The sequence below is a fragment of the Edaphobacter dinghuensis genome, from assembly GCF_014640335.1.
Classification (GTDB): Bacteria; Acidobacteriota; Terriglobia; order Terriglobales; family Acidobacteriaceae; genus Edaphobacter; species Edaphobacter dinghuensis.
Map to the genome: position 1 here is coordinate 268972 of NZ_BMGT01000003.1, position 19035 is coordinate 288006.

Here is a 19035-nt window from a genome sequence, read left to right on the forward strand (position 1 = left end):
TTATCAGGCTATCGCCTGCAAGATAAGGCCTTCGATTCCGGCAATGGGTTTGAGCAGCTCATCGCTCAGATCGTAGCGCGTCTGCAAGTAGCGCGGATCATTGATACTTACCCAGACCTTGCCCCCGGCATCCTGCCAGGCCAGCGCCTTGAGCGGAAGATCGATGGCCGACAGCGGCGCGGCGAGCATGATCGGCGTGCCGCCTTTGGGGTTGCCGAAGATCAGCAACTGCGTGGGCGGCATGGCCAGGCCAACCTTCGCGGCCTCGCCGCTGTGGTCGACACGGGCAAAGACATTGATGTTCTTGGCGTGCAGGACGGCCTCGAGGCGGTCAAGTGTCTCAGGGACAGAGTAGGGGCTGGGGTGAGTGACGAGGCCGTTCGGCGTGCTCATGCGACGCTCCCTTGCGAAGAATATTCTGCGAAGTCTACGAGGGATGAGACATCCTCTATAAACCTTGAGTTTGGATTAGGTGGCTTTGCGCTGAAAGGCCGTCTTGCGAGCCGGGGCGTTGGAGGCCTTGGCTGCGGGGCCGGAGTCTGCGTGATTGGCCTTGGAGCCGTCGTTCTGGCGAGCAGCTTTCTCGCGCAGGGCCTGCAAGCGGGCTGCCTTAGGGCCGAGTCCGCCGATCTTCTGGGTAGATGCTTTGGGGATGAAGTCGCTCATGCAGTGATTTTATCGCGGAGACGAGCTAAGGAAGCTTGAAAGAGATTACCGGGAATTTCCAGATGACAATGGGGTTGGCAAGATTGACTTACTTTTGTCAAAAAGTATACTGTTTAGACAGTCAGACAGTCTATCTGGGGGTCGAGATGAAGGGATACAAACTAAGCGATCAGGTTCGGTCGGTAGCAAAGGACAAATATGTAACTCCTGCACTGCGTGCCGGCCAGACTTCTTTTACGATCCGGGTTCGGAATGTGCTTGATGATCTGGCTCCGCTTGGATTTCCTTCGAACAATACTCCTCAAGTGTGCAATGCTCTGCGATCAGAGAAATTCTTGAAAGAGAATGGATTGGAAATTACGTCTGTTGACGGTCCTCCTTCAAAGTTGAGCACAACCGTTGTCGTGCATTACCGAAAGACCGAACAGGGAGTAGCAACGCAAGAGGCATCCTCCGGAGCAACAAACGTTGCGGAAGATGCCGCCACACGGGCACTGCGATTGACGGAAAAATTGAAGGGGTTGCTCAGAGAGGAACTCAAAGAGTATGGCGGTGCGGAAGCATTCATCCGGTGGATAAGATCTGACGATGAGGAGGCGGCTTGAGCAAGATCTTTTGGGATTCAATGCTCTTTATCTATCTGCTGGAAGGGAATCCCTCCTATTCAAAACGAGTCCAGCATCTTTTGCAGAGGTCCTATGAGCGGAGCGATTCGCTTCATAGTAGCTTTCTTGCTTACGGAGAAGTGATGGCTGGTGCAGCAAATTCGCCCGACAAGGGAGTGCGGATACAGCAGACCATGAAGGAAATGGGCTTCTCTTATCTTCCTTTCGATGCTGGTGCTGTGACTCCATTCAGCAGGTTACGAGCTATCAACAAATTAAAGATCGCCGATGCGATTCATTTGGCTTCTGCAGCTTCGGCAGGCATTGATTTGTTTCTTACCGGGGATAAACAGTTGTTGGGGTTAGATGTACCGGGAATTCAATTCATTGCGGATTTCAATACACCATTGCTCTGAGAAGCCCTCAAAGAGGGCGCAATGTCGGCAATGAAAACTGACAAGCATCAGCTAAATAAAAACTCCTTGGTGCGGAGTTCCTTCACCGTATCACGCAACTTGGTGGCTTTTTCAAACTCAAACTTCTTCGCCGCTTCGCGCATATCCGATTCCAGTTTGCCGATGTAGGTGTCCAGCTCCTGCTGGGTGGCGAAGTCGGGAACGCCTTCGGCCTCGTCGGTGAGGTCGGCGTAGTCGGCTTTGAGGATGCCGGCGAGGCCCATCTCGATGGCACTCTTCACGGAGACAGGAGTGATGCCGTTCTCTTCGTTGTAGGCCTCCTGTTTTTCGCGGCGGCGGTTGGTCTCGTCGATGGCACGCTGCATGGAGTCGGTCATCTTATCGGCATACAAAATGGCGCGGCCTTCCAGATGCCGAGCGGCGCGGCCGATGGTTTGAATCAGCGATCCCTGCGAGCGGAGGAATCCTTCTTTATCCGCATCGAGAATAGCCACCAGCGAAACTTCGGGCAGGTCGAGTCCTTCGCGCAGTAGGTTGATGCCGATCAGCACGTCGTACTCGCCCTTGCGCAGATCGCGCAGCAGCTTGATGCGTTCCAGCGTCTCGATCTCAGAGTGCATATAGCGGCAGCGAACGCCAACTTCGGTGTAGTAGCTGGCTAGGTCTTCCGACATGCGCTTGGTCAGGGTTGTCACTAACACGCGCTGATTTTTTGCAGTGCGGTCACGGATCTCGGCGAGCAGATCGTCGATCTGTCCTTTGACTGGACGAATCTCGACGATGGGATCGATGAGGCCAGTGGGGCGAATAATCTGTTCGACGACGACACCGGCAGACTTGGTGAGTTCATAAGGGCCGGGAGTCGCAGAGACATAAACAATCTGGCCGGTGCGAGACTCGAACTCTTCAAAGCGCAGCGGACGATTGTCGAGCGCCGAGGGCAGACGGAAGCCGTAGTCGATGAGGTTCTGCTTGCGGCTGCGGTCGCCGTGCCACATGCCGTGGAGTTGCGGCACGGTGACGTGCGACTCGTCGATGAAGATGAGGAAGTCGCGGGGAAAATAATCGAGCAGCGTCGGTGGCGGCTCACCCGGCAGGCGGCCTGACATATGGCGAGAGTAGTTCTCGATGCCGTGGCAGTAGCCTACGGATTTAATCATCTCCAGATCAAAGCGCGTGCGCTGATGAATGCGCTGCGACTCGACCAAACGGCCTTCTTTTTCAAGCTGCGCCTCCCACTCGAAGAGCTCTTCGAGAATGGAGTCGGAAGCAGCTTTTTTGCGCTCCGGTTGCACGACGTAGTGCGACTTCGGATAGATAGGCAGACGCGAGTACTTCTGACGAACGCTGCCGAAGAGAGGATCGATCTGCGAGAGCAAGTCGATCTCATCGCCGAAGAGCTCGATGCGATAGGCGTTTTCGTCGTACGTGGGATAGACCTCGATGATGTCTCCGCGCACGCGAAACGTCCCACGGCGGAAGTCCACATCGTTGCGCTCGTAGAGGATTTCGACGAGGCGGCGAATGATATCTTCGCGCTTGATCTTCTGGCCTTTTTCGAGCAGAAGCAACATGCCGTAGTAGGCTTCGGGCGAGCCGAGGCCGTAGATGCACGAGACAGAGCTGACGATGATGCAGTCGCGACGCTCGAAGAGACTGCGTGTGGCGGAGAGGCGAAGCTTGTCCAACTCCTCGTTGATGGTCGCCTCTTTTTCGATGAAGAGGTCGCCGGCAGGAATATAGGCTTCCGGCTGGTAGTAGTCGTAGTAGGAGACGAAGTATTCGACCGCGTTGTTCGGAAAGAAGGTCTTGAACTCGTGATAAAGCTGTGCGGCGAGCGTCTTATTATGCGCGAGGATCAGCGCGGGACGGTTCGACTCGGCGATGACCTTGGCCATGGTGAAGGTCTTGCCCGAACCGGTGACGCCGAGCAGTACCTGGTCCTTCTCTCCAGCGTTGAGCCCGCTCACAAGTTCTTCAATGGCGCGAGGCTGATCACCCTGAGGCTTATAGGTAGTGGAGAGCTGGAAATCCATTCACTGATCATATGTCAAGGCTTCAATCAAAAAGAGGGAAGATACTCTCAGAGCCTTCTACTATTGCCAGTTTTTTGCCAGTGCGCGGATGAAATTCTGTTTGGCACTGGGGTTTTCGACTGGAACCGCTTCGATAGAAATCAACTGAAGACCGGCGGCTTCAATCAATTTCTGTACAGAGAGCTCGCAGTAGTTATTGATGTGCTCATGAACTCCAACATCGCAGTTTAGGTCACCAGTTTGCAAGCGTTTCAGGAAATCAGAGCTGCTGTCCTGGGGTACCTCAATGAGAAGATATCCATCTTTCGCTAAGAATGCAGCGACTTGCCTGACCATGATGAGAGGTTCATTTACGTGTTCAAGCACATGGGAGAGTTGGATGTAGGAGTAGGTCTGGAGCTGAGAAGCATCGGCTATGCGAATAACTCCTGCATATGGCTCAATGTCGGAGATCTCAAAGACATATTTTTCTCCCGGAACGTTCGGGAGGAACTGACCGTTAGCGCCACCATAGTCGAGCATGGAAGCTTCGCTGAGATTTACTCTGCTCTCCAACCATTTGGTAAGAGCAGTGATGCGATCCAGGCCACGTTCTGTATGCTGACCGATTTGATTGGCAATCGCAGCATAATAAGGTTCGTAGTGGCAACGCTCTTTATTGTAAGAATCGGAACGATAGTCCGCGTAAAGGCGAGCAAGGCCTTCTTCCGGAAAAGGAAATTTACTCTGAACAAAAGAACAGTTGAGGCAGGACTGCATCTCGATTGCAGCGATGGCAGGCTGTATTCGTGATACAAGCGACTGTATTGGAGCTGTCAGTTTCTGGATAAATCGCTTGAACGGGTGAGACGAAATACGGGTCGCTAATTCGATTCGATAGACACGCTTGAGAAAAAATGGAGCAAGATTTCCGATAAAACCTAACTCGCGCAGAGTCGAGGCTCCGCAATTCCTACAACTATTCATCAAGTCCCCACTATTCATCATTTCATCATCGCTGGCAATAATTCAGCCATCCTAGCACAGAAAAATTACCCAAGACCCCGTGATATATACGGGACAACTTCTGGCATTCATTGTGTGAATGTGCTGATGATACCTTTTGGAAAAGAGGTCTCTTCTGGTAATTGAGAAAGAAGATGTTGGAGGGGTGAATGTGCGCAAATGTGGAGTTGTGGCTGATTCGGCATGGAGAGACCGAATGGAGTCTGAACAGGAAACATACCAGCCGGACCGATGTAGGGTTGACGGAGCGAGGACGGCAACGGGCCGAGGAGTTACGGGATTATCTTGCGGGAACGAAGTTTGCGGCCGTGTTCAGCAGCCCCATGAAGCGGGCGCTTGAGACCTGCGCGATTGCCGGGTTTGGCGATGTTGCCAAGGTGGACGAAGACCTTCGGGAGTGGGACTACGGCATTCACGAGGGTCGCACTACGGAGGAGATTCGGGCGGAGATGCCTGGGTGGTCGGTTTGGGAGAACGAGATTGTAGGTGGGGAAGCTATTGAAAAAGTTGGGGTTAGGGCGGATGGGGTGATTGAGCGGGCTTTAAAGGCTGGCTCGGGCGGGCGGGTGGCTTTGTTTGCGCATGCTCATATTCTGCGGGTGCTGGCGGCGCGGTGGGTTGGGCTAAATGCTAGAGATGGAAGGCTTTTTGCGTTGAGGACGGGCAGCGTGAGCGTGCTGGGATGGGAACGGGAGACTCGCGTGATCGAAAGCTGGAACCGGGGCTTCGAGGGATAAAAAAAATGGCGATGTAACTGGTTAGATGCTGTTTTAGTGGTTACATCATATGCTCTGTAACCAGCTAAAGACGCTTTATCCGGTTACATGATGCTAACCCCTTTCTAATGAGTCTGAATGTGCTCGGGACGCACTCCCATGCCGATGAAGCGTGCCAAAGTGCGGCGGACGAAGGGGCGAGCTGAGAGCAGCCTGAGGAGCAAGGGCGGTTTGACTGCGGCAGGGTTGCCGAGGGTGCGGTTCAGGAAGTGATGCACCGTGACCTGAAAGGCCTGGGTGATGCGGGTGGGCAGCTCGCGGCGGCCCTGAATGTGAGCGAGCGTAAGCTCGGTGACGAGGCTGGTTTTGAGCGTGGGTGCGAGGATGCGTGCGGCAGCGACTGCGTCCTGAATGGCGAGGTTGATGCCAATGCCGCCTACGGGCGACATGGCGTGTGCGGCGTCGCCGATGCAGAGCAGGCCGGGGCTGTGCCATCGGGTGAGGCGGTTGACCTGAATGGAGAGGAGTTTGAGCTGATCCCAACTGGTGATCTCGTGGACGCGATCGTTTAGAAATGGAACGAGGTGTACGAGGGAGTTGCGGAAGGCTTCGAGACCGGCAGGTTGGATGCGGGTGACGAAGGTGTCCTTGGCGATGATGTAGCCGCACTGATAGTAGTCGCCGCGATTGATGAGGATGGCGAAGCTGCCGTAGTTGATGTTGCCGAGGGCGTTTTCTGGTTCGCCTTCGTGGCGGCTGAGACGAAACCAGAGGATGTCGATGGGGACGCCCGTGTCGTGGAGCGGGAGATGGCCGGAGACGCGGGTGATAGCGTGGCGGCCATCGCAGCCTACGATGAGGGTTGCGTGGATTTCGACCGGACCTGCGGGGGTGTTGGTGCGGACGCCGGTGACTCGGTTGCGGGTTTCGATGAGGCCGGTGGCTTCGTGCTCCATGAGGAGATGGAAGCTGGGGAGCTTAGCGGCCTGCGCTGAGAGGAAGTTGAGGAAGTCCCACTGCGGCATCAGAGCGATGAACTTCGCGTGTGTGGGAAGACGGGAGAAGTCGCTGATGGGAAGCGTCTGGCCGCCGATGGCGATGGCAAGCTGGGTGAGCTGCTGATGGGGGAGTGCGAGGAACTCGTCGAGCAGGCCTAGCTCGTAGAGGAGCTGGAGTGTGGAGGGGTGGATGGTGTCGCCGCGGAAGTCGCGGAAGAAGTCTTTGTGCTTTTCGAGGACGGTGACGTCGATGCCGGCGCGGGCGAGGAGGAAGCCGAGCATGATGCCTGCGGGGCCTCCGCCGACGATGCAGCAGGTGGTCTTCAAGGCCGAGCTTTGAGCGTCCGCCATGGTGCGGCAAGGGTAGCAAGGGGCTGGCGGGGAGTCAAAAAGAAATGCGTGGATATAGAAGATTTGTACAGCACGGGCGAAGCACTAAGGCAGCGATATCAAAAGTCATCACAACTTCGCTTCAAGTGCGAGGACATCATAAATCTCTGGAACATGATGAGAAGGGCGTTTATGAGGACTGATCCAAATTTTCTCGTTCGAGAAGTTCTTGAACGCGCTGCTTCACCTCGTCACGTATCGCGCGGACTTCCTCTGCGGACAGTCCCTTCGGATCACGGAGGGGCCAGTCATCACGGCGCAGACCGGGCACATAAGGGCACTTGTCTCCGCACCCCATCGTAATGAGAAGCTGAGCACTCTTTGCCAGTTCTTCCGTGAGTTTCTGAGGCCTCGCATCGCTGAGGTCTATTCCAACCTCCTGCATAACGGCCTGCACTTCAGGATGAACGCGTTCGCCCGGCTCAGTACCTGCAGACGCGGCATGGGCCTTCTGTGGGTCTGCAAGATGGTTGAAGAACGCGGCCGCCATCTGAGACCGTCCGGCGTTGTGAACGCAAGCGAAGATTACTTTGAACATGAGTTTTCCTTATTTCTTTCCGATGTCGTCTAGCTTGGTTTTGAGTGCCATCGCGTCCAAACTGGCGAGCGGTAGCGCCAGCATGAGGCTGATACGCCGTTCGAGGATAGAGAACGCCTGCGAGAATGCACGGTCTATCTCTTGTTGCGTACCGGATACGGCGGCTGGGTCAGGTACTCCCCAATGAGCAGTGATAGGTTGGCCCGGCCAAACTGGGCAGATTTCGTGAGCGGCGTTGTCGCAGACTGTGAAGACGAAGTTCATCACTGGGGCGTTGGGCTTGGCGAACTCATTCCATGACTTACTATGCAATCCGGCAGTGCTGAGACTTGCTAACTCGATCTGTCGCAATGCCTCCGGGCGAACTGCGCCCATTGGATGGCTGCCTGCGCTGTAAGCACTGAAGTTTTCGCGGCCCTTCCATCTCATAATGGCTTCGGCCATGATTGAGCGAGCAGAATTGCCGGTGCAGAGAAACAAGATGTTGTAGTGTGGCATAGTCGCTCCTACGAGCAGCAGTCCGGCCCGCAGCATGAAGCAGTCGATCTGGGTTTGATGGCATACACCTTTACGCTGGCGACTGCCGTGTTCACGTCGTATTTGCTCAGCAGGTCTGATAATTCGGCGTGGAGTGTGGAGGTGTTCGATGTGGGCGAGCAGCACGAACCCTCTGCCATTGCTGGGGAGCAGCAGCCCGATTGGTTCTCCACCTTTGCGTAAGCATTGAGGTCTGCATTGCTGTCCACGATCTTGACATGCTCGAATCCGGCAGCAAGCAGCTCGGCGCGGTAGTCGTCGATTTTGATCGCTCCAGCGATGCACCCTACGTAGGCCGCCATACTGCGAGAGACAGCTTCCGGCAACTCTTCCTTGAGGGCAATGTCGCTGACGGCAAGGCGGCCTCCAGGCTTGAGGACGCGTGCAATCTCCCGGAAGACAGCAGGCTTGTCTGGCGCAAGGTTGAGGACGCAATTTGAGATGACGCAATCGACAGAAGCATCCGGTAGCGGGATACGGTCGATGGTGGACTGATGAAAATCCACGTTCGTATATCCACCGGACTCCGCATTCGTTCGCGCCCGTTCAATCATGGCCGGGGTCATGTCGATGCCGATTGCCCTGCCTTTCGGCCCTACCATCTTCGCGGCAAGGAAGACATCAAGGCCGCCGCCCGAACCAAGGTCTACCACAACCTCGTTGGGCCGAATGTGTGCGGTGGCGGTAGGATTGCCGCAAGATAACCCCATGTTTGCCTCTGCCGGAATGGAAGTTAGCTCCTCGGCGGAATATCCGAACGCCTCTGCGACGGCCTTTACTCCGTCATCGTTGCTGGACAGACTGCTCTGTGCCACTGCACCGTACTTCAACCGTACAGAATCAAGAATCTCTTCTGCCATGCACTCACCCTCAGAAACACATTCGTTTAGGTGAATATATCTCTTGCAAACACATTCGTCAAAGCATATACATATCGCATGGCTCGAAAAGCACAATTCGACATGCCCCAATTCTTTCAGGCCCTCGGTGATACGACACGCCTAAGACTCCTCAACCTGATGGGAGAGCAAGAAGTCTGCGTCTGCTATTTTGTGGAGATCTTGGGCGGCCCTCAGCCGAAGATCTCCAGGCATCTTGCCTACCTCCGTAATGCCGGAATTGTCTCGGCAAGGCGCGAGGGCAAGTGGATGCACTACCGCATCGTCATGCCGCAGCACATCGGGGCAGCGCAGATGCTACGCCAAACGCTGGACTCCCTCAAGGAAGACAAGGCCATGCAGTCAGATCGCGCGCGCCTCTCTAAGGCTTGCTGCTCTCCGGCTAAGTACGACCTTGCCGGCGCTCCACTTCCGGCAGCCGTGGACTGTTGCGAGGTGTGCGAGTGAGCACAGCATTATGCTCTCCGGCGCAGCGAAAGAAACTGTCTTTTTTAGACCGCTTCCTCACGCTCTGGATATTCCTTGCAATGGCTGTAGGCGTCAGTGTCGGGCATTTTGTGCCTGGCTCCGCTGCCTTCGTGAACCGCTTTCAGACTGGAACGACAAACATCCCCATTGCCATCGGCCTGATCGTCATGATGTTTCCACCTTTGGCGAAGGTCCGCTATGACAAGCTGAGCGAGGTCTTCCGCAATCGACGCGTGCTCGGCCTGTCTCTGGTGCAGAATTGGCTTATCGGCCCTGTGTTGATGTTCGCCCTTGCAGTGATCTTTCTACGCAGTGAACCAGCGTACATGCGCGGCTTGATCTTGATCGGCATTGCGCGGTGTATCGCGATGGTACTGGTCTGGAACGAGTTGGCGGAGGGCGACACGGATTATGTCGCCGGGCTCGTTGCGATCAACAGCGTCTTTCAAGTGTTCTTCTACAGCTTCTATGCGTGGGCGTTCCTGACAGTGTTGCCCAGATGGTTCGGTCTCCAGGGAAGCGTCGTGAACGTCAGCATCGGACAGATTGCGAAAAGCGTTGGTCTCTATCTGGGCGTGCCGTTTGCTGCGGGTTTCCTGACACGCTATGCGCTCATCCGTACGAAAGGCGAGGATTGGTATCTCACTCGCTTCGTACCTCGCATCAGTCCGCTAACACTCATCGCGTTGCTATTTACCATTCTCGTGATGTTCTCCCTCAAGGGTAATTTGATCGTGCGGCTGCCGTTGGATGTCGTGAAGATTGCCATTCCTTTGGTCGTCTACTTCCTTGTCATGTTCCTGGTAAGTTTCTGGATGGGAAGATACTTGGGCGCTGACTACGCGCAGTCGGCCACGCTGTCATTCACCGCTGCCGGAAACAACTTCGAACTGGCAATCGCTGTGTCAGTCGCTGTGTTCGGGTTAAATTCTGGAGAAGCGTTTGTCGGTGTAGTCGGCCCGCTGATCGAAGTTCCAGCCCTCATTGGCTTAGTGAACGTAGCCTTCTGGTTGCGTAGGCGACTCTACCTGGCCAGAAGTTAGTGCCCATAAGTCGGCTTGTCGCCAGTCGTTCAATCAGGCTAGCGCTAGTTGGGCGTTTCGTAATACTCGCGGGTTTAGCTTCCCACCATGACGTGCTTTGGGTGAGATGACGTGGGTTTAGGTGAGATGACGGCTAGAGCGATTCTCCTCTAGATGTAGTTTTGGCGATTCGAGCAAAACGCAGATTCCCTTCGGGAATGACAACAAGGAAGCTAGACCTTAGAGGAGATAGTTCTAGCTGTTAGCTGAACAAGGGCGATGCATGGCGCATGGGTGGTGGATGAGTTCCGTGGTGTTTCGCTAGGAGCTGCGTTGGTTGATGCCGAGGATGGTGAGCCAGTCGGTGGGAGCGTTGGCGAGGTGGTCGGGTGGCGTGGTGATGAGCGATTGTGGGGCGAGGCCGAAGGTGCAGCCGATGGATTGTGCTCCGGCGTTGCGGGCGGTGAGGACGTCTACGTGCGAGTCGCCGACCATGATGGTTTGGGCGGGGGTGATGGTTTGACCTGCGATGGCGGAGGCTTCGGCGATGAGGGTGAGGAGGCCGTGGGGATCGGGCTTTTTGGTGTGGAAGCTGTTGCCGCCGTAGTTCTGGAAGAAGAAGCGCGAGAGGCCGAAGTGCGCGCAGATGTCGCGTGAGGGGTTGACGGGTTTGTTGGTGAGGACGGCCATGAGGGTGTCGGGCCAGGCGGCGCGGATGGCTTCGAGCGAGAGGATGACGCCGGGATAGACGTAAGTGAAGTCGAGCTTGTGGATGCGGTAGTAGTCGAGAAAATAAGTGAGGACTTCGGTTACATATTCTTCGTCGTGGACGTCGCCTTCAGGGTCGCCGAGGGCGCGGCGGACGAGCATGGAGGCTCCGTCGCCGATGTAGCCGGCGATGACGGGTTCGGGCAGAGGCGGCTTGTTGAAGTGGGCGAGGGCGGCGTTGATGGAGTTGCAGAGGTCGACGCTGGAGTCGATGAGGGTTCCGTCGAGGTCGAAGACGATGAGGCGCGGCTGGGTGGGGAAGTGCATTTCTTAACGATAATCGACAGAACTGCGGTAAGCTTGCGGACGCAAGGAGGACGCGGATATGAGCGAGCTGGACAGAAGCGCATGGACACGAAGGCGATTTATGGCAGCAGTAGCGGCGACTGGAGTTGCAGGCGGTGCGATGATGCATGGCACAGCAGCCGAGGCGCAGCCTGTTGGCGCGGATGAGGCGATTCAGGAGCTGATGGCGGGCAATGCAAGGTTTGTCGCGGGCAAGCTGACCTCGTTCGACCTTGACCTGAAGATATTGAAGGCGGGAACGGTGGAGAAGCAGGAGCCGTTTGCGGCGATCCTGTCGTGCGCGGACTCGCGGGTGCCGGTGGAGCTGGTCTTCGACCAGAGCATTGGGCATTTGTTTGTGACGCGGGTTGCGGGGAATATGCTGACGCCTGAGATTATCGGCAGCCTGGAGTATGGCGTGGCGGTGCTTGGGATCAAGGCGATTATGGTGCTGGGACATGCGAAGTGCGGCGCGGTGAGCGCGGCGATGAAGGGGCAGGAGGTTCCGGGGCAGATCAGCTCGCTGTATCAGCATATGATGCCGGCGATCAAAGACATTCATGAGGATGTTGCGGCGGCGGTGAAGGCGAATGCGCTGTTTCAGGCTCGGCTGCTGGGGGTGAGCTCGACCGTGATTGCGAAGGCGATGAAGGATGATGGAGTGAAGGTTGTCGCGGGGTACTACGATCTTGCTACGGGGAAGGTGTTGCCGCTTTAGTGAGGTTGTTCTGGATGTCGTTTTGGGGATTCGAGCTGAACGCAGATTCCCTTCGGGAATGACAAACAAAAAGAAATCTATGCCAGAGAGGCCTATAGCTAGGCCTCTCTGGCATAGGCTGATGTTGCTGGTCGAACGAAAACAAATACAGGGGTCTCTCCGCTGCGCAACGGACGATGGAGCTGTCCGTTGCTTCGGTCGAGATGACGTACCTTTTTCCCTATCCAGAAAAGCTGCGGTTAGTTAATGCTGATGTCGCCTGAGCCGGTGTTGGCGCGGATGGTTGGGCCGCCTCCGTTGACCGTGCCGTTGACGTGGTGTTTGTTGATCTCGCCTTGCATTGCGATGGCTTGCGCTGTGCGTACGGAGCCTGAGCCGGTGCTCGCGTTGAGGTTGAAGCGAGCGGAGGAGCCTAGAGTGAGATGGATGGAGCCGGAGCCGGTATCGAGCTTCCAGTCGGAGGTGGGTTGGCCGGCGGCTTCGATGTTTCCTGAGCCGGTGCCTGCCTTGAGCGCTCCCGAGAGCCCCTCAAGCTGAATGGAGCCGGAGCCGGTCTGGGCGCGGACGTCGCCGCTTGCAGCCTGGTGAAGAAAGATGTTGCCGGAGCCGGTCTGGAGGTCGGCGGGGCCATGGATGCCTTCGGCGCGGACGTTGCCTGAGCCGGAGCTGGCTTTGATAGACGAGCCGACGTCCTGAATGTCGACGTCGCCGGAGCCGCTGCCAGCGTGGATGGTAGAAGCACGGGGGAGAGTGACGTCGTAGTCGATGCCGATGTTGCGGTAGAGGTCGTTGGAGTGGGTCTCGCCGATGCTGATGTTGTTGCCGTCCTGTGTGATGGGCGGGTTGTTAACGATCTGCTGGACGCGGGATTCGCTGTCGTTGTTGAACCATGAATTGCTGGGGTGAACGTGACCGATGATATGTATCTGATTGTCGGAGCCGGGACGAAGATGAATGTAGCCGGAGCCGGTAGAGATGGAGACGGTGGGTTCGTTGCTGACGTTGAGGGTGCGGGTGAAGTCTTTGCCGCCAGCGGCGAGGGCGGCTGTGGTGGCGAGAGCGAGAACGGCTGTGGCGAGAACACGGGCTTTCATAGATGCTCCTTGAACGCGAAGAATTAGAGGCCTAGCTATTGCTGAAGAATGACGGTGTCTCCGCTGTTGAGTCCAGCGAGAAGCTCGGTTTTGGTGCCGTTCGAGATGCCAGCCTTGATGGCGACTTTGCGGCGACCGTTCTTTTGTTTGGGGTCCGGGACTTCGACGGAGGCGTTGCGGTCCTTGTCGTAGATGACTGCCTGTTCGGGGATGGTAAGGACGTTTTTGTGCTCGTCGAGGATGATCTCGGCGTTGGCGGTCATGTTGGCTTTGAGTTCGCCGCCGGGGTTGTCGATGGAGACGCGGACCTCGAAGGTGGTGACGTTATCTTTTTCGACGCCGAGGGGAGCGATCTTGGTGACCTTGCCGTAGAAGGTCTTGTCCTTGAAGGATTCGACCTTGATGCGGGCGGGCTGGCCGAGGTAGACCTTGCCGATGTCGGACTCGTCGACCTTGCCCTGGACGTAGACCTGGGTGGTGTCGCCGATGGTCATGACGAGCGTGGCGGTGGAGCCGAGGACGAGGATGGAGCTGACGGCGTCGCCGACTTCGACGTCGCGGGAGAGGACGGTGCCGTCCATGGGCGAGGTGATGGTGGTGTAGCTGAACTGCTCTTCAAGCTGGCGGAGAGAGGCCTGGGCCTCGGAGACCTGCGACTGCGCCTGCTTGAGTTTGGCGTTGTCGACGGTGATCTGGGCGACGGCTTTGTCGCGGGTGTTGGCGGCGAAGAGATATTTCTGCTCGGCGTCGTCGAGGGCCTGCTTGGAGACGACGCCATCTTTGGACATCTGGAGGGCGCGCTCGTAGGTGTGCTTGTACATGGGCAGGTCGGGCGCCTCGGCGTTGACCTTGTCGTATTCGATGGAGGCAGAGGCGGCGCGTGCGTTCGATTCCGCGGCGGCAAGCTGGGCCTTTTGTGCGGCCACCTGCGCGAGGATCTCGATCTGGTCGAGCTGGGCGAGGAGCTGGCCCTGATGAACGTGGGCGTTGATGTCGACGAAGAGCTTGGTGACGATGCCGCTGGCCTTGGATTTGACCTCGACCTTGGTGATGGGCTGGACCTTACCGGTGGCGACGACGGAGCGGGCGATGTCTCCCCGCTCGACCTTGGCAAGCTGCGAAGGATCGATCTTGGTGCTGCTGCCGGTGGCAGCGATGGTGATGCCGGCAATGACTGCGATGAGCAGAACAGCGATGCCGCCCCAGATCCAGAGTTTGCGTTTATTCTTGCGCGCTGTTGCCACGTGGTCGCTCCGATGCCGGTTGAGATGAACGATTGAGCCGTCTCGGAGCAGTTTACGCAGAATATTGCTGGTTGGTTCCGTTATGGGTGTAAATATCGCTGATGAATTTTTGGAAGGCCAGGCTCAGGCATATTTGCGTAGAACGCCAAGGACTTTGCCCTGGATGCTGACGTTGGCGGCGGGGGCGTAGATGGGGGCCATCTCGGCGTTGGAGGGCTGGAGGCGGATCATGCTGCCCTCGCGATAGAAGCGCTTGAGGGTAGCGTCGGAGCCGTCGACCAGGGCGACGATGATCTCGCCTTCGCGAGCGGTGCGGGTGCGCTCGACCAGGACGTAGTCGCCGGAGACGATGTGCTCGTCGCGCATGGAGTCGCCGCGAACCTCGAGGGCGAAGACCTCGCGGTTGCCGATGATGTCGTTCAACGAGATACTTTCGGCGGTTTCGATGGCTTCTACGGGCTGGCCGGCGGCGATGCGGCCGAGCAGGGGAAGACGCTCGGAGCCCTTCTTCGCCGATCGGGCCGGAAGGACATCGATGGAACGGCTGCGGTTATGGGCGCGCTGGAGCAGCCCTTTGTTCTGCAGGTTGGTGACGTGCTTATGCACGGTGGCAAGAGAACTGAGGCCGAGACCACTGGCGATCTCCTCGTAGGACGGAGAGTAACCATTCTTTTGCGTGAAGCCGGAGAGAAAGTCGAGGACCTCTTTTTGCCGCCGCGTGATAGCCATGCGGAGATTGTAGCGAATAAAAGGCGAATTGCAATAGCTAACTTTACTTTATTGATTCTTAATTTTTCCAGGTACCGATAGTGGGGCATAATTCCCATTTTGAAATGGGGGTATGCAAAAAGATTCACATTCATCTTGTCTCCTCGCCCGGGATCAACCAAGGTGGTTACACGCCGTTGGAATTTGTGACCACAACGGAGATGGAGACAAAAAATGCAGGTATTGATTGTTGAAGATGACGCCGCCTTGGGATCGTTTCTGCAGAAGGGTATGAAGTTGGAGGGCCATGAGGTGCAGTGGGTCGGGGATGGAGAGGCGGCTCTCGCCTATGCCGAAGAGCATCGGCCCGATCTGATGGTGTTGGATCTCAGTCTGCCTCGAAAAGATGGGACGGAGGTCCTGGCAGAGATGCAGGGCCGTTTCGACGAGATGGCCGTGTTGGTATTGACGGGACGGAGCCAGGTGGAAGAGCGGGTGAAGTGCCTGAACCTGGGAGCGGACGACTGCCTGTTGAAGCCGTTCAGCTTTCATGAGCTGACGGCACGATGCCGGGCGCTGTTGCGGCGGCGCGAGCAGTTTGCCGATCCGGTGCTGCGTCATGGCGACGTCGAGCTGAACCGCATGGACCGCAGGGTCTCGCGTAGCGGCGTGGCCGTGGAGCTGACGGTGAAGGAGTTCAACCTGCTGGAGTTTCTGATGCTGCGGCGAGGGCGGTGTTGCAGCCGTACCGAGCTGCTGCAGGAGGTCTGGCACATGTCGCCGGATGTGGGCACGAATGTCGTGGACGTGTACATCAACTACCTGAGAAAGAAGTTGACGGTAAGCGATGAGGACGTTGACGCGAGCTATCCCGTGATTGAGACGGTGCGCGGCGAGGGCTACCAGATGGGCAGCATCAGGAAGATGCCGCAACGGGTCTGCGATATTCCGCGACGTGCGATGTTTGCCAGTGCGTAGTGGGACGCAACCATCGGACGCGGAGCTTGTCGCAAGAATGGACGATGCGCTGCACGGGCTGTGTCAGCCGCTGACGGTGCTGCAATGCAGGCTGGCGATGGGCGAGCTGATCGGCGGACAGGACGCGATGCGGACGGCGATCGCCGAAGCTCTAGTGGAGTGTACGCGGGTGAATCTGGCGGTGAGCCTGATGCGTGAGATGTTGCAGCACGAGCTACAGAAAGATCGAGACGGGCAGGAGAGGACGAGGTGAATCGGATGGGCGCAGGGCAGGAGACGCTGGCGGGGATGGACATTGTGGAAGTGGCGGCGCGCACGGTCGTGCTGGCAAGCGCGGATGCGGGACTGCGGCAGAGGCTGCGGCGGTCGTTGACGGGGCTGCGCTGGCAGGTGCGCGAGGCGACGGGCGGCGCGGAGGCGATGGCGCAGTTGGAGGCCTCGCGTCCGGAGGCGCTGCTGGTGGATAGCTGGCTGCCTGACCTTGAGGTGGGCGAGTTCGCCGGGCAGGTGCGAACGATGTATCCATCGATGGAGATGCTGCGGGTGGATGGCGGCGTGGATGGAGGGGCGCGCAGCCCGAGAAGGAATGAGCTGCTCCATGCGCTGCGCGAGGCACAGGAGGCTCCGCTGAACGACACGGCGGCGTGGAAGGCGGCACCGATCACATTGCCTCGCAATACGGGCAGAGCACCCTCGGTGGTGAAGAGCTTCGATCAGGAGGCGGCGCGGCGAGCGTTGTCGGTTCTGCTGGGGCGCGAGGAGAGCACGCACGCGGAGAGCGCGGCGAGCCATGCTTTGCCGGATGAGGTGATGCTGCCCGAGCTGGTCGGTGCGAGCGCGCCGATGCGGGAGCTGGCGCGGCTGATTCGGCTGGTGGCTCCGCGCTCGACGACGGTGTTGATCGAGGGAGAGACGGGATCGGGCAAGGAGGTTGTGGCGCAGGCGCTGCATCGGCTGAGCGAGCGGGCGTCGAAGCCGTTTACGGTGTTGAACTGCGCGGCGATTCCGGAGGCGCTGCTCGAGGCGGAGCTGTTTGGCCACGCTCGCGGAGCATTTACCGGAGCAGTGCAGTCGCGGACGGGAAGAATCGAAGCGGCTCATGGCGGCACGTTATTTCTCGATGAGATTGGGGAGATGCCGCTGGCGTTGCAGGCGAAGATGCTGCGCTTTCTGGAGTGCGGCGAGCTGCAGCGGGTGGGCGACAACGATGTGGTCCGCGTGGACGTGCGCGTGATTGCGGCGACGCATCAGCCGTTGCAGCAGCGGTCGGAGGAGCGGACGTTTCGGCTGGACCTCTATCATCGGCTTGCCGTGTTTCCGATTGAAGTGCCTGCGCTGCGCGAGAGGATGGAAGACCTGGATCTGCTGGCTGAACATTTTCTGGAAAAGATGGGGCAGAAGCTGCCGCGCAAGCGATTGAGCGCGGAGGCCAGTGCGAAGTTGCACCTGCATCATTGGCCGGGAAATGTTCGCGAGCTGATGCATGTGCTGGAGCGTGGAGCGATCTTATCGGGCGACCGGATGGAGATTGGCGCCGAAGAGATTCGCTATCGGCGGACGGCGCGTGAGCAGGACTGAAGGAAGACGCCGATCTGCCGATAGATAAGAGCGCTCTCATCCGAGGGCGCTTTTGTTTGGAAGCAGGAGTGCATAGGTAATCGTGTGGAGGTGACGAGCATGGACGTAATGACGCCGCTGGGCGATGCGCTGAACCGATATCTGGACCTGACGAGCGAGCAGATGAAGTTGACTGCGAGCAACATGGCCAACGTCGATACGCCGGGCTATAAGACTGAGGGCTTCAACTTCGAACAACAGTTTATGCAGGAGATGAATGGCAGTGCGAATGCGGACTTTGGTGCCGGTGCGGAGATCGAGCAGGTCGATGGCCTGGTTGCGCGGCCTGACGGGAACAATGTCTCGATGGACCGCGAAGGCATGCAGATGGCGAAGTCGCAGTTGCAGTTTCGTATGGGAGTGGAGCTGTTGAAGCAGCAGTTTACCAACGTGATGGACGCGATTCACGCGGAGGCGAAGTAAGCGATGAACCTGTTTGGCGTGATGGATGTAAGTTCGTCGGCGTTGAAGGCCGAGCGGGTGCGGGCCGAGGTGGTCGCCTCGAATATGGCGAACGCGGAGACGACGCGGACGCCGGAGGGCGGCCCTTATCAGCGGCATCACGTTGTGTTTGAAGCCGAGGGGAGCGGGAGTTTTCAAAGCTCGCTGATGAGCCAGATGAACTCGACGAATGAGGACATGAGCGATGGGCTGGGTGGTTTCGACACCGGGTTCGGCAGCAGGTTGACGAGCGATCTTTCGAGCGATGTGACGGCTTCGAATGGAGCGCCGGGAGGAGTCGCGGTGACGGGCGTGATTGCAGATCAGAGCGCTCCGCTGCGTCGATACGATCCGCAGCATCCCGATGCGGGGCCGGATGGGTTTGTGGCCTATCCGGACATCAATCCTGTGACGGAGATGACGGACCTGATGGGAGCGACGCGGTCGTATGGAATGAATGCCTCCGCGGTTCAGGCGGAGAAGAACATGGTTGGATCGTCCCTGGACATCTTGAAGTAGCGAAGACGAGAGAGGCTTAGAGCAATGATTGACGCTGGAACAATGGCAAGCGTGATGAGCAGCGCACAGGCTGCCGCGGGATCGAACGGCTTTCTGGATGCGGCGACGAATACCGGGTTCAACAGTGCTGCCGTTCCTTTTGCGGGGATGTTTCAGTCGATGGTGCAACAGGCCAGCGCGCTCGACAAGAAGGCGAACGAGGCGGTGACGGGATTGCTGACCGGACAGGGTGTAGAGATCCACGACGCGATGATTGCGACGCAGAAGGCCGACATGGCCTTTGAGCTGACCTTGCAGGTGCGGAACAAGGCGGTAGCGGCGTACCAGCAGATGATGGGCATGCAGTTCTAAACGAAATGGAAGCAGT

General features: G+C 57.6%; 24 protein-coding genes. 12 read left to right on the plus strand and 12 right to left on the minus strand.

What is annotated here, in order from left to right; all coding sequences use genetic code 11:
* Nucleotides 1-3: 3 nt before the first annotated feature.
* Both IEW09_RS13005 and IEW09_RS13010 read right to left on the minus strand, forming a co-directional pair.
* A complete protein-coding gene (locus IEW09_RS13005; protein ID WP_188554647.1) occupies nucleotides 4-393 on the minus strand; it encodes a DUF302 domain-containing protein in 390 nt (129 codons plus the stop codon).
* A gap of 75 nt (nucleotides 394-468) precedes the next feature.
* A complete protein-coding gene (locus tag IEW09_RS13010) occupies nucleotides 469-666 on the minus strand; it encodes a hypothetical protein (protein WP_188554648.1) in 198 nt (65 codons plus the stop codon).
* Between the two features lie 35 nt (nucleotides 667-701).
* Between IEW09_RS13010 and IEW09_RS13015 the strand changes: the two genes are divergently transcribed.
* On the plus strand, nucleotides 702-1271 hold the full coding sequence (locus tag IEW09_RS13015; protein ID WP_188554649.1) for a hypothetical protein: 570 nt from the start codon (nucleotides 702-704) through the stop codon (nucleotides 1269-1271).
* Nucleotides 1268-1687, plus strand: coding sequence for a type II toxin-antitoxin system VapC family toxin (locus IEW09_RS13020; RefSeq protein WP_188554650.1), 420 nt, complete (start codon nucleotides 1268-1270; stop codon nucleotides 1685-1687). Before IEW09_RS13015 ends, IEW09_RS13020 begins: the two co-directional genes overlap by 4 nt.
* A gap of 47 nt (nucleotides 1688-1734) precedes the next feature.
* Here the strand turns inward: IEW09_RS13020 and uvrB are convergent, their stop codons facing one another.
* Entirely contained in the window at nucleotides 1735-3723 is a 1989-nt protein-coding gene (uvrB, locus tag IEW09_RS13025; RefSeq protein WP_188554651.1) for an excinuclease ABC subunit UvrB, read from the minus strand.
* Nucleotides 3724-3783: 60 nt separating this feature from the next.
* Nucleotides 3784-4689: a class I SAM-dependent methyltransferase gene (locus IEW09_RS13030; RefSeq protein WP_229739394.1), complete on the minus strand. Its 906-nt coding sequence runs from the start codon at nucleotides 4687-4689 to the stop codon at nucleotides 3784-3786.
* 188 nt (nucleotides 4690-4877) lie between these two features.
* Between IEW09_RS13030 and IEW09_RS13035 the strand changes: the two genes are divergently transcribed.
* Nucleotides 4878-5465: a histidine phosphatase family protein gene (locus tag IEW09_RS13035; RefSeq protein ID WP_188554653.1), complete on the plus strand. Its 588-nt coding sequence runs from the start codon at nucleotides 4878-4880 to the stop codon at nucleotides 5463-5465.
* A gap of 104 nt (nucleotides 5466-5569) precedes the next feature.
* On the opposite strand, the gene IEW09_RS13040 is transcribed toward IEW09_RS13035, so the two are convergent.
* The 4 genes from IEW09_RS13040 to arsM form a co-directional block, all read right to left on the minus strand.
* Nucleotides 5570-6793, minus strand: coding sequence for an FAD-dependent oxidoreductase (locus IEW09_RS13040; RefSeq protein WP_188554654.1), 1224 nt, complete (start codon nucleotides 6791-6793; stop codon nucleotides 5570-5572).
* A 169-nt stretch (nucleotides 6794-6962) separates the two neighbouring features.
* A complete protein-coding gene (locus IEW09_RS13045; protein ID WP_188554655.1) occupies nucleotides 6963-7370 on the minus strand; it encodes an arsenate-mycothiol transferase ArsC in 408 nt (135 codons plus the stop codon).
* Between the two features lie 9 nt (nucleotides 7371-7379).
* Nucleotides 7380-7868 (minus strand): arsenate reductase ArsC, encoded by a 489-nt coding sequence (locus IEW09_RS13050; protein ID WP_188554656.1) that lies wholly within the window; start codon nucleotides 7866-7868, stop codon nucleotides 7380-7382.
* Between the two features lie 8 nt (nucleotides 7869-7876).
* Nucleotides 7877-8767 carry an arsenite methyltransferase gene (arsM, locus tag IEW09_RS13055; protein WP_188554657.1) on the minus strand — a complete coding sequence of 297 codons (891 nt, stop codon included), beginning with the start codon at nucleotides 8765-8767 and terminating at the stop codon, nucleotides 7877-7879.
* Between the two features lie 78 nt (nucleotides 8768-8845).
* On the opposite strand from arsM, the gene IEW09_RS13060 reads away from it, so the two are divergent.
* Both IEW09_RS13060 and arsB read left to right on the plus strand, forming a co-directional pair.
* Entirely contained in the window at nucleotides 8846-9253 is a 408-nt protein-coding gene (locus IEW09_RS13060; protein WP_188554658.1) for an ArsR/SmtB family transcription factor, read from the plus strand.
* Nucleotides 9250-10317: an ACR3 family arsenite efflux transporter gene (gene arsB, locus IEW09_RS13065; RefSeq protein ID WP_188554659.1), complete on the plus strand. Its 1068-nt coding sequence runs from the start codon at nucleotides 9250-9252 to the stop codon at nucleotides 10315-10317. The genes IEW09_RS13060 and arsB overlap by 4 nt, the downstream gene beginning before the upstream one ends.
* 300 nt (nucleotides 10318-10617) lie before the next feature.
* On the opposite strand, the gene IEW09_RS13070 is transcribed toward arsB, so the two are convergent.
* Nucleotides 10618-11331, minus strand: coding sequence for an HAD family hydrolase (locus IEW09_RS13070; protein ID WP_188554660.1), 714 nt, complete (start codon nucleotides 11329-11331; stop codon nucleotides 10618-10620).
* A 58-nt stretch (nucleotides 11332-11389) separates the two neighbouring features.
* On the opposite strand from IEW09_RS13070, the gene IEW09_RS13075 reads away from it, so the two are divergent.
* Nucleotides 11390-12067: a carbonic anhydrase gene (locus IEW09_RS13075; RefSeq protein ID WP_188554661.1), complete on the plus strand. Its 678-nt coding sequence runs from the start codon at nucleotides 11390-11392 to the stop codon at nucleotides 12065-12067.
* Nucleotides 12068-12306: 239 nt separating this feature from the next.
* Here the strand turns inward: IEW09_RS13075 and IEW09_RS13080 are convergent, their stop codons facing one another.
* From IEW09_RS13080 to lexA, 3 genes are all read right to left on the minus strand, one after another.
* Complete coding sequence (locus IEW09_RS13080; protein ID WP_188554662.1) at nucleotides 12307-13161, minus strand: DUF4097 family beta strand repeat-containing protein; 855 nt, start codon at nucleotides 13159-13161, stop codon at nucleotides 12307-12309.
* Between the two features lie 35 nt (nucleotides 13162-13196).
* Nucleotides 13197-14405 (minus strand): efflux RND transporter periplasmic adaptor subunit, encoded by a 1209-nt coding sequence (locus IEW09_RS13085; RefSeq protein ID WP_188554663.1) that lies wholly within the window; start codon nucleotides 14403-14405, stop codon nucleotides 13197-13199.
* Between the two features lie 123 nt (nucleotides 14406-14528).
* Nucleotides 14529-15134, minus strand: coding sequence for a transcriptional repressor LexA (lexA, locus tag IEW09_RS13090; protein ID WP_188554664.1), 606 nt, complete (start codon nucleotides 15132-15134; stop codon nucleotides 14529-14531).
* 213 nt (nucleotides 15135-15347) lie between these two features.
* Between lexA and IEW09_RS13095 the strand changes: the two genes are divergently transcribed.
* From IEW09_RS13095 to fliE, 6 genes are all read left to right on the plus strand, one after another.
* The gene (locus IEW09_RS13095; RefSeq protein ID WP_188554665.1) at nucleotides 15348-16091 is read left to right on the plus strand and encodes a response regulator transcription factor; all 744 of its coding nucleotides are present in this window, start codon (nucleotides 15348-15350) and stop codon (nucleotides 16089-16091) included.
* Nucleotides 16092-16128: 37 nt separating this feature from the next.
* Complete coding sequence (locus IEW09_RS13100) at nucleotides 16129-16344, plus strand: hypothetical protein (RefSeq protein WP_188554666.1); 216 nt, start codon at nucleotides 16129-16131, stop codon at nucleotides 16342-16344.
* Nucleotides 16345-16349: 5 nt separating this feature from the next.
* Entirely contained in the window at nucleotides 16350-17669 is a 1320-nt protein-coding gene (locus IEW09_RS13105; protein WP_229739396.1) for a sigma-54-dependent transcriptional regulator, read from the plus strand.
* A gap of 99 nt (nucleotides 17670-17768) precedes the next feature.
* Entirely contained in the window at nucleotides 17769-18131 is a 363-nt protein-coding gene (flgB, locus tag IEW09_RS13110; protein WP_188554667.1) for a flagellar basal body rod protein FlgB, read from the plus strand.
* A 3-nt stretch (nucleotides 18132-18134) separates the two neighbouring features.
* Nucleotides 18135-18668, plus strand: coding sequence for a flagellar basal body rod protein FlgC (flgC, locus tag IEW09_RS13115; protein WP_188554668.1), 534 nt, complete (start codon nucleotides 18135-18137; stop codon nucleotides 18666-18668).
* Between the two features lie 24 nt (nucleotides 18669-18692).
* A complete protein-coding gene (gene fliE, locus IEW09_RS13120; RefSeq protein ID WP_229739302.1) occupies nucleotides 18693-19019 on the plus strand; it encodes a flagellar hook-basal body complex protein FliE in 327 nt (108 codons plus the stop codon).
* The last annotated feature ends 16 nt before the right edge of the window (nucleotides 19020-19035 follow it).

Excerpts from the sequence above, each read along its gene's own strand:
- IEW09_RS13045 (WP_188554655.1), bottom strand. The coding sequence starts at position 7,370 with ATGTTCAAAGTAATCTTCGCTTGCGTTCACAACGCCGGACGGTCTCAG.
- IEW09_RS13030 (WP_229739394.1), bottom strand. The coding sequence starts at position 4,689 with ATGAATAGTTGTAGGAATTGCGGAGCCTCGACTCTGCGCGAGTTAGGT.
- IEW09_RS13080 (WP_188554662.1), bottom strand. The coding sequence starts at position 13,161 with ATGAAAGCCCGTGTTCTCGCCACAGCCGTTCTCGCTCTCGCCACCACA.
- IEW09_RS13035 (WP_188554653.1), top strand. The coding sequence starts at position 4,878 with ATGTGCGCAAATGTGGAGTTGTGGCTGATTCGGCATGGAGAGACCGAA.
- IEW09_RS13005 (WP_188554647.1), bottom strand. The coding sequence starts at position 393 with ATGAGCACGCCGAACGGCCTCGTCACTCACCCCAGCCCCTACTCTGTC.
- flgC (WP_188554668.1), top strand. The coding sequence starts at position 18,135 with ATGAACCTGTTTGGCGTGATGGATGTAAGTTCGTCGGCGTTGAAGGCC.
- fliE (WP_229739302.1), top strand. The coding sequence starts at position 18,693 with ATGATTGACGCTGGAACAATGGCAAGCGTGATGAGCAGCGCACAGGCT.
- lexA (WP_188554664.1), bottom strand. The coding sequence starts at position 15,134 with ATGGCTATCACGCGGCGGCAAAAAGAGGTCCTCGACTTTCTCTCCGGC.
- IEW09_RS13070 (WP_188554660.1), bottom strand. The coding sequence starts at position 11,331 with ATGCACTTCCCCACCCAGCCGCGCCTCATCGTCTTCGACCTCGACGGA.
- IEW09_RS13100 (WP_188554666.1), top strand. The coding sequence starts at position 16,129 with ATGGACGATGCGCTGCACGGGCTGTGTCAGCCGCTGACGGTGCTGCAA.
- IEW09_RS13040 (WP_188554654.1), bottom strand. The coding sequence starts at position 6,793 with ATGGCGGACGCTCAAAGCTCGGCCTTGAAGACCACCTGCTGCATCGTC.
- flgB (WP_188554667.1), top strand. The coding sequence starts at position 17,769 with ATGGACGTAATGACGCCGCTGGGCGATGCGCTGAACCGATATCTGGAC.
- uvrB (WP_188554651.1), bottom strand. The coding sequence starts at position 3,723 with ATGGATTTCCAGCTCTCCACTACCTATAAGCCTCAGGGTGATCAGCCT.
- IEW09_RS13105 (WP_229739396.1), top strand. The coding sequence starts at position 16,350 with ATGGGCGCAGGGCAGGAGACGCTGGCGGGGATGGACATTGTGGAAGTG.
- IEW09_RS13050 (WP_188554656.1), bottom strand. The coding sequence starts at position 7,868 with ATGCCACACTACAACATCTTGTTTCTCTGCACCGGCAATTCTGCTCGC.
- IEW09_RS13095 (WP_188554665.1), top strand. The coding sequence starts at position 15,348 with ATGCAGGTATTGATTGTTGAAGATGACGCCGCCTTGGGATCGTTTCTG.
- IEW09_RS13075 (WP_188554661.1), top strand. The coding sequence starts at position 11,390 with ATGAGCGAGCTGGACAGAAGCGCATGGACACGAAGGCGATTTATGGCA.
- arsM (WP_188554657.1), bottom strand. The coding sequence starts at position 8,767 with ATGGCAGAAGAGATTCTTGATTCTGTACGGTTGAAGTACGGTGCAGTG.
- IEW09_RS13010 (WP_188554648.1), bottom strand. The coding sequence starts at position 666 with ATGAGCGACTTCATCCCCAAAGCATCTACCCAGAAGATCGGCGGACTC.
- IEW09_RS13060 (WP_188554658.1), top strand. The coding sequence starts at position 8,846 with ATGGCTCGAAAAGCACAATTCGACATGCCCCAATTCTTTCAGGCCCTC.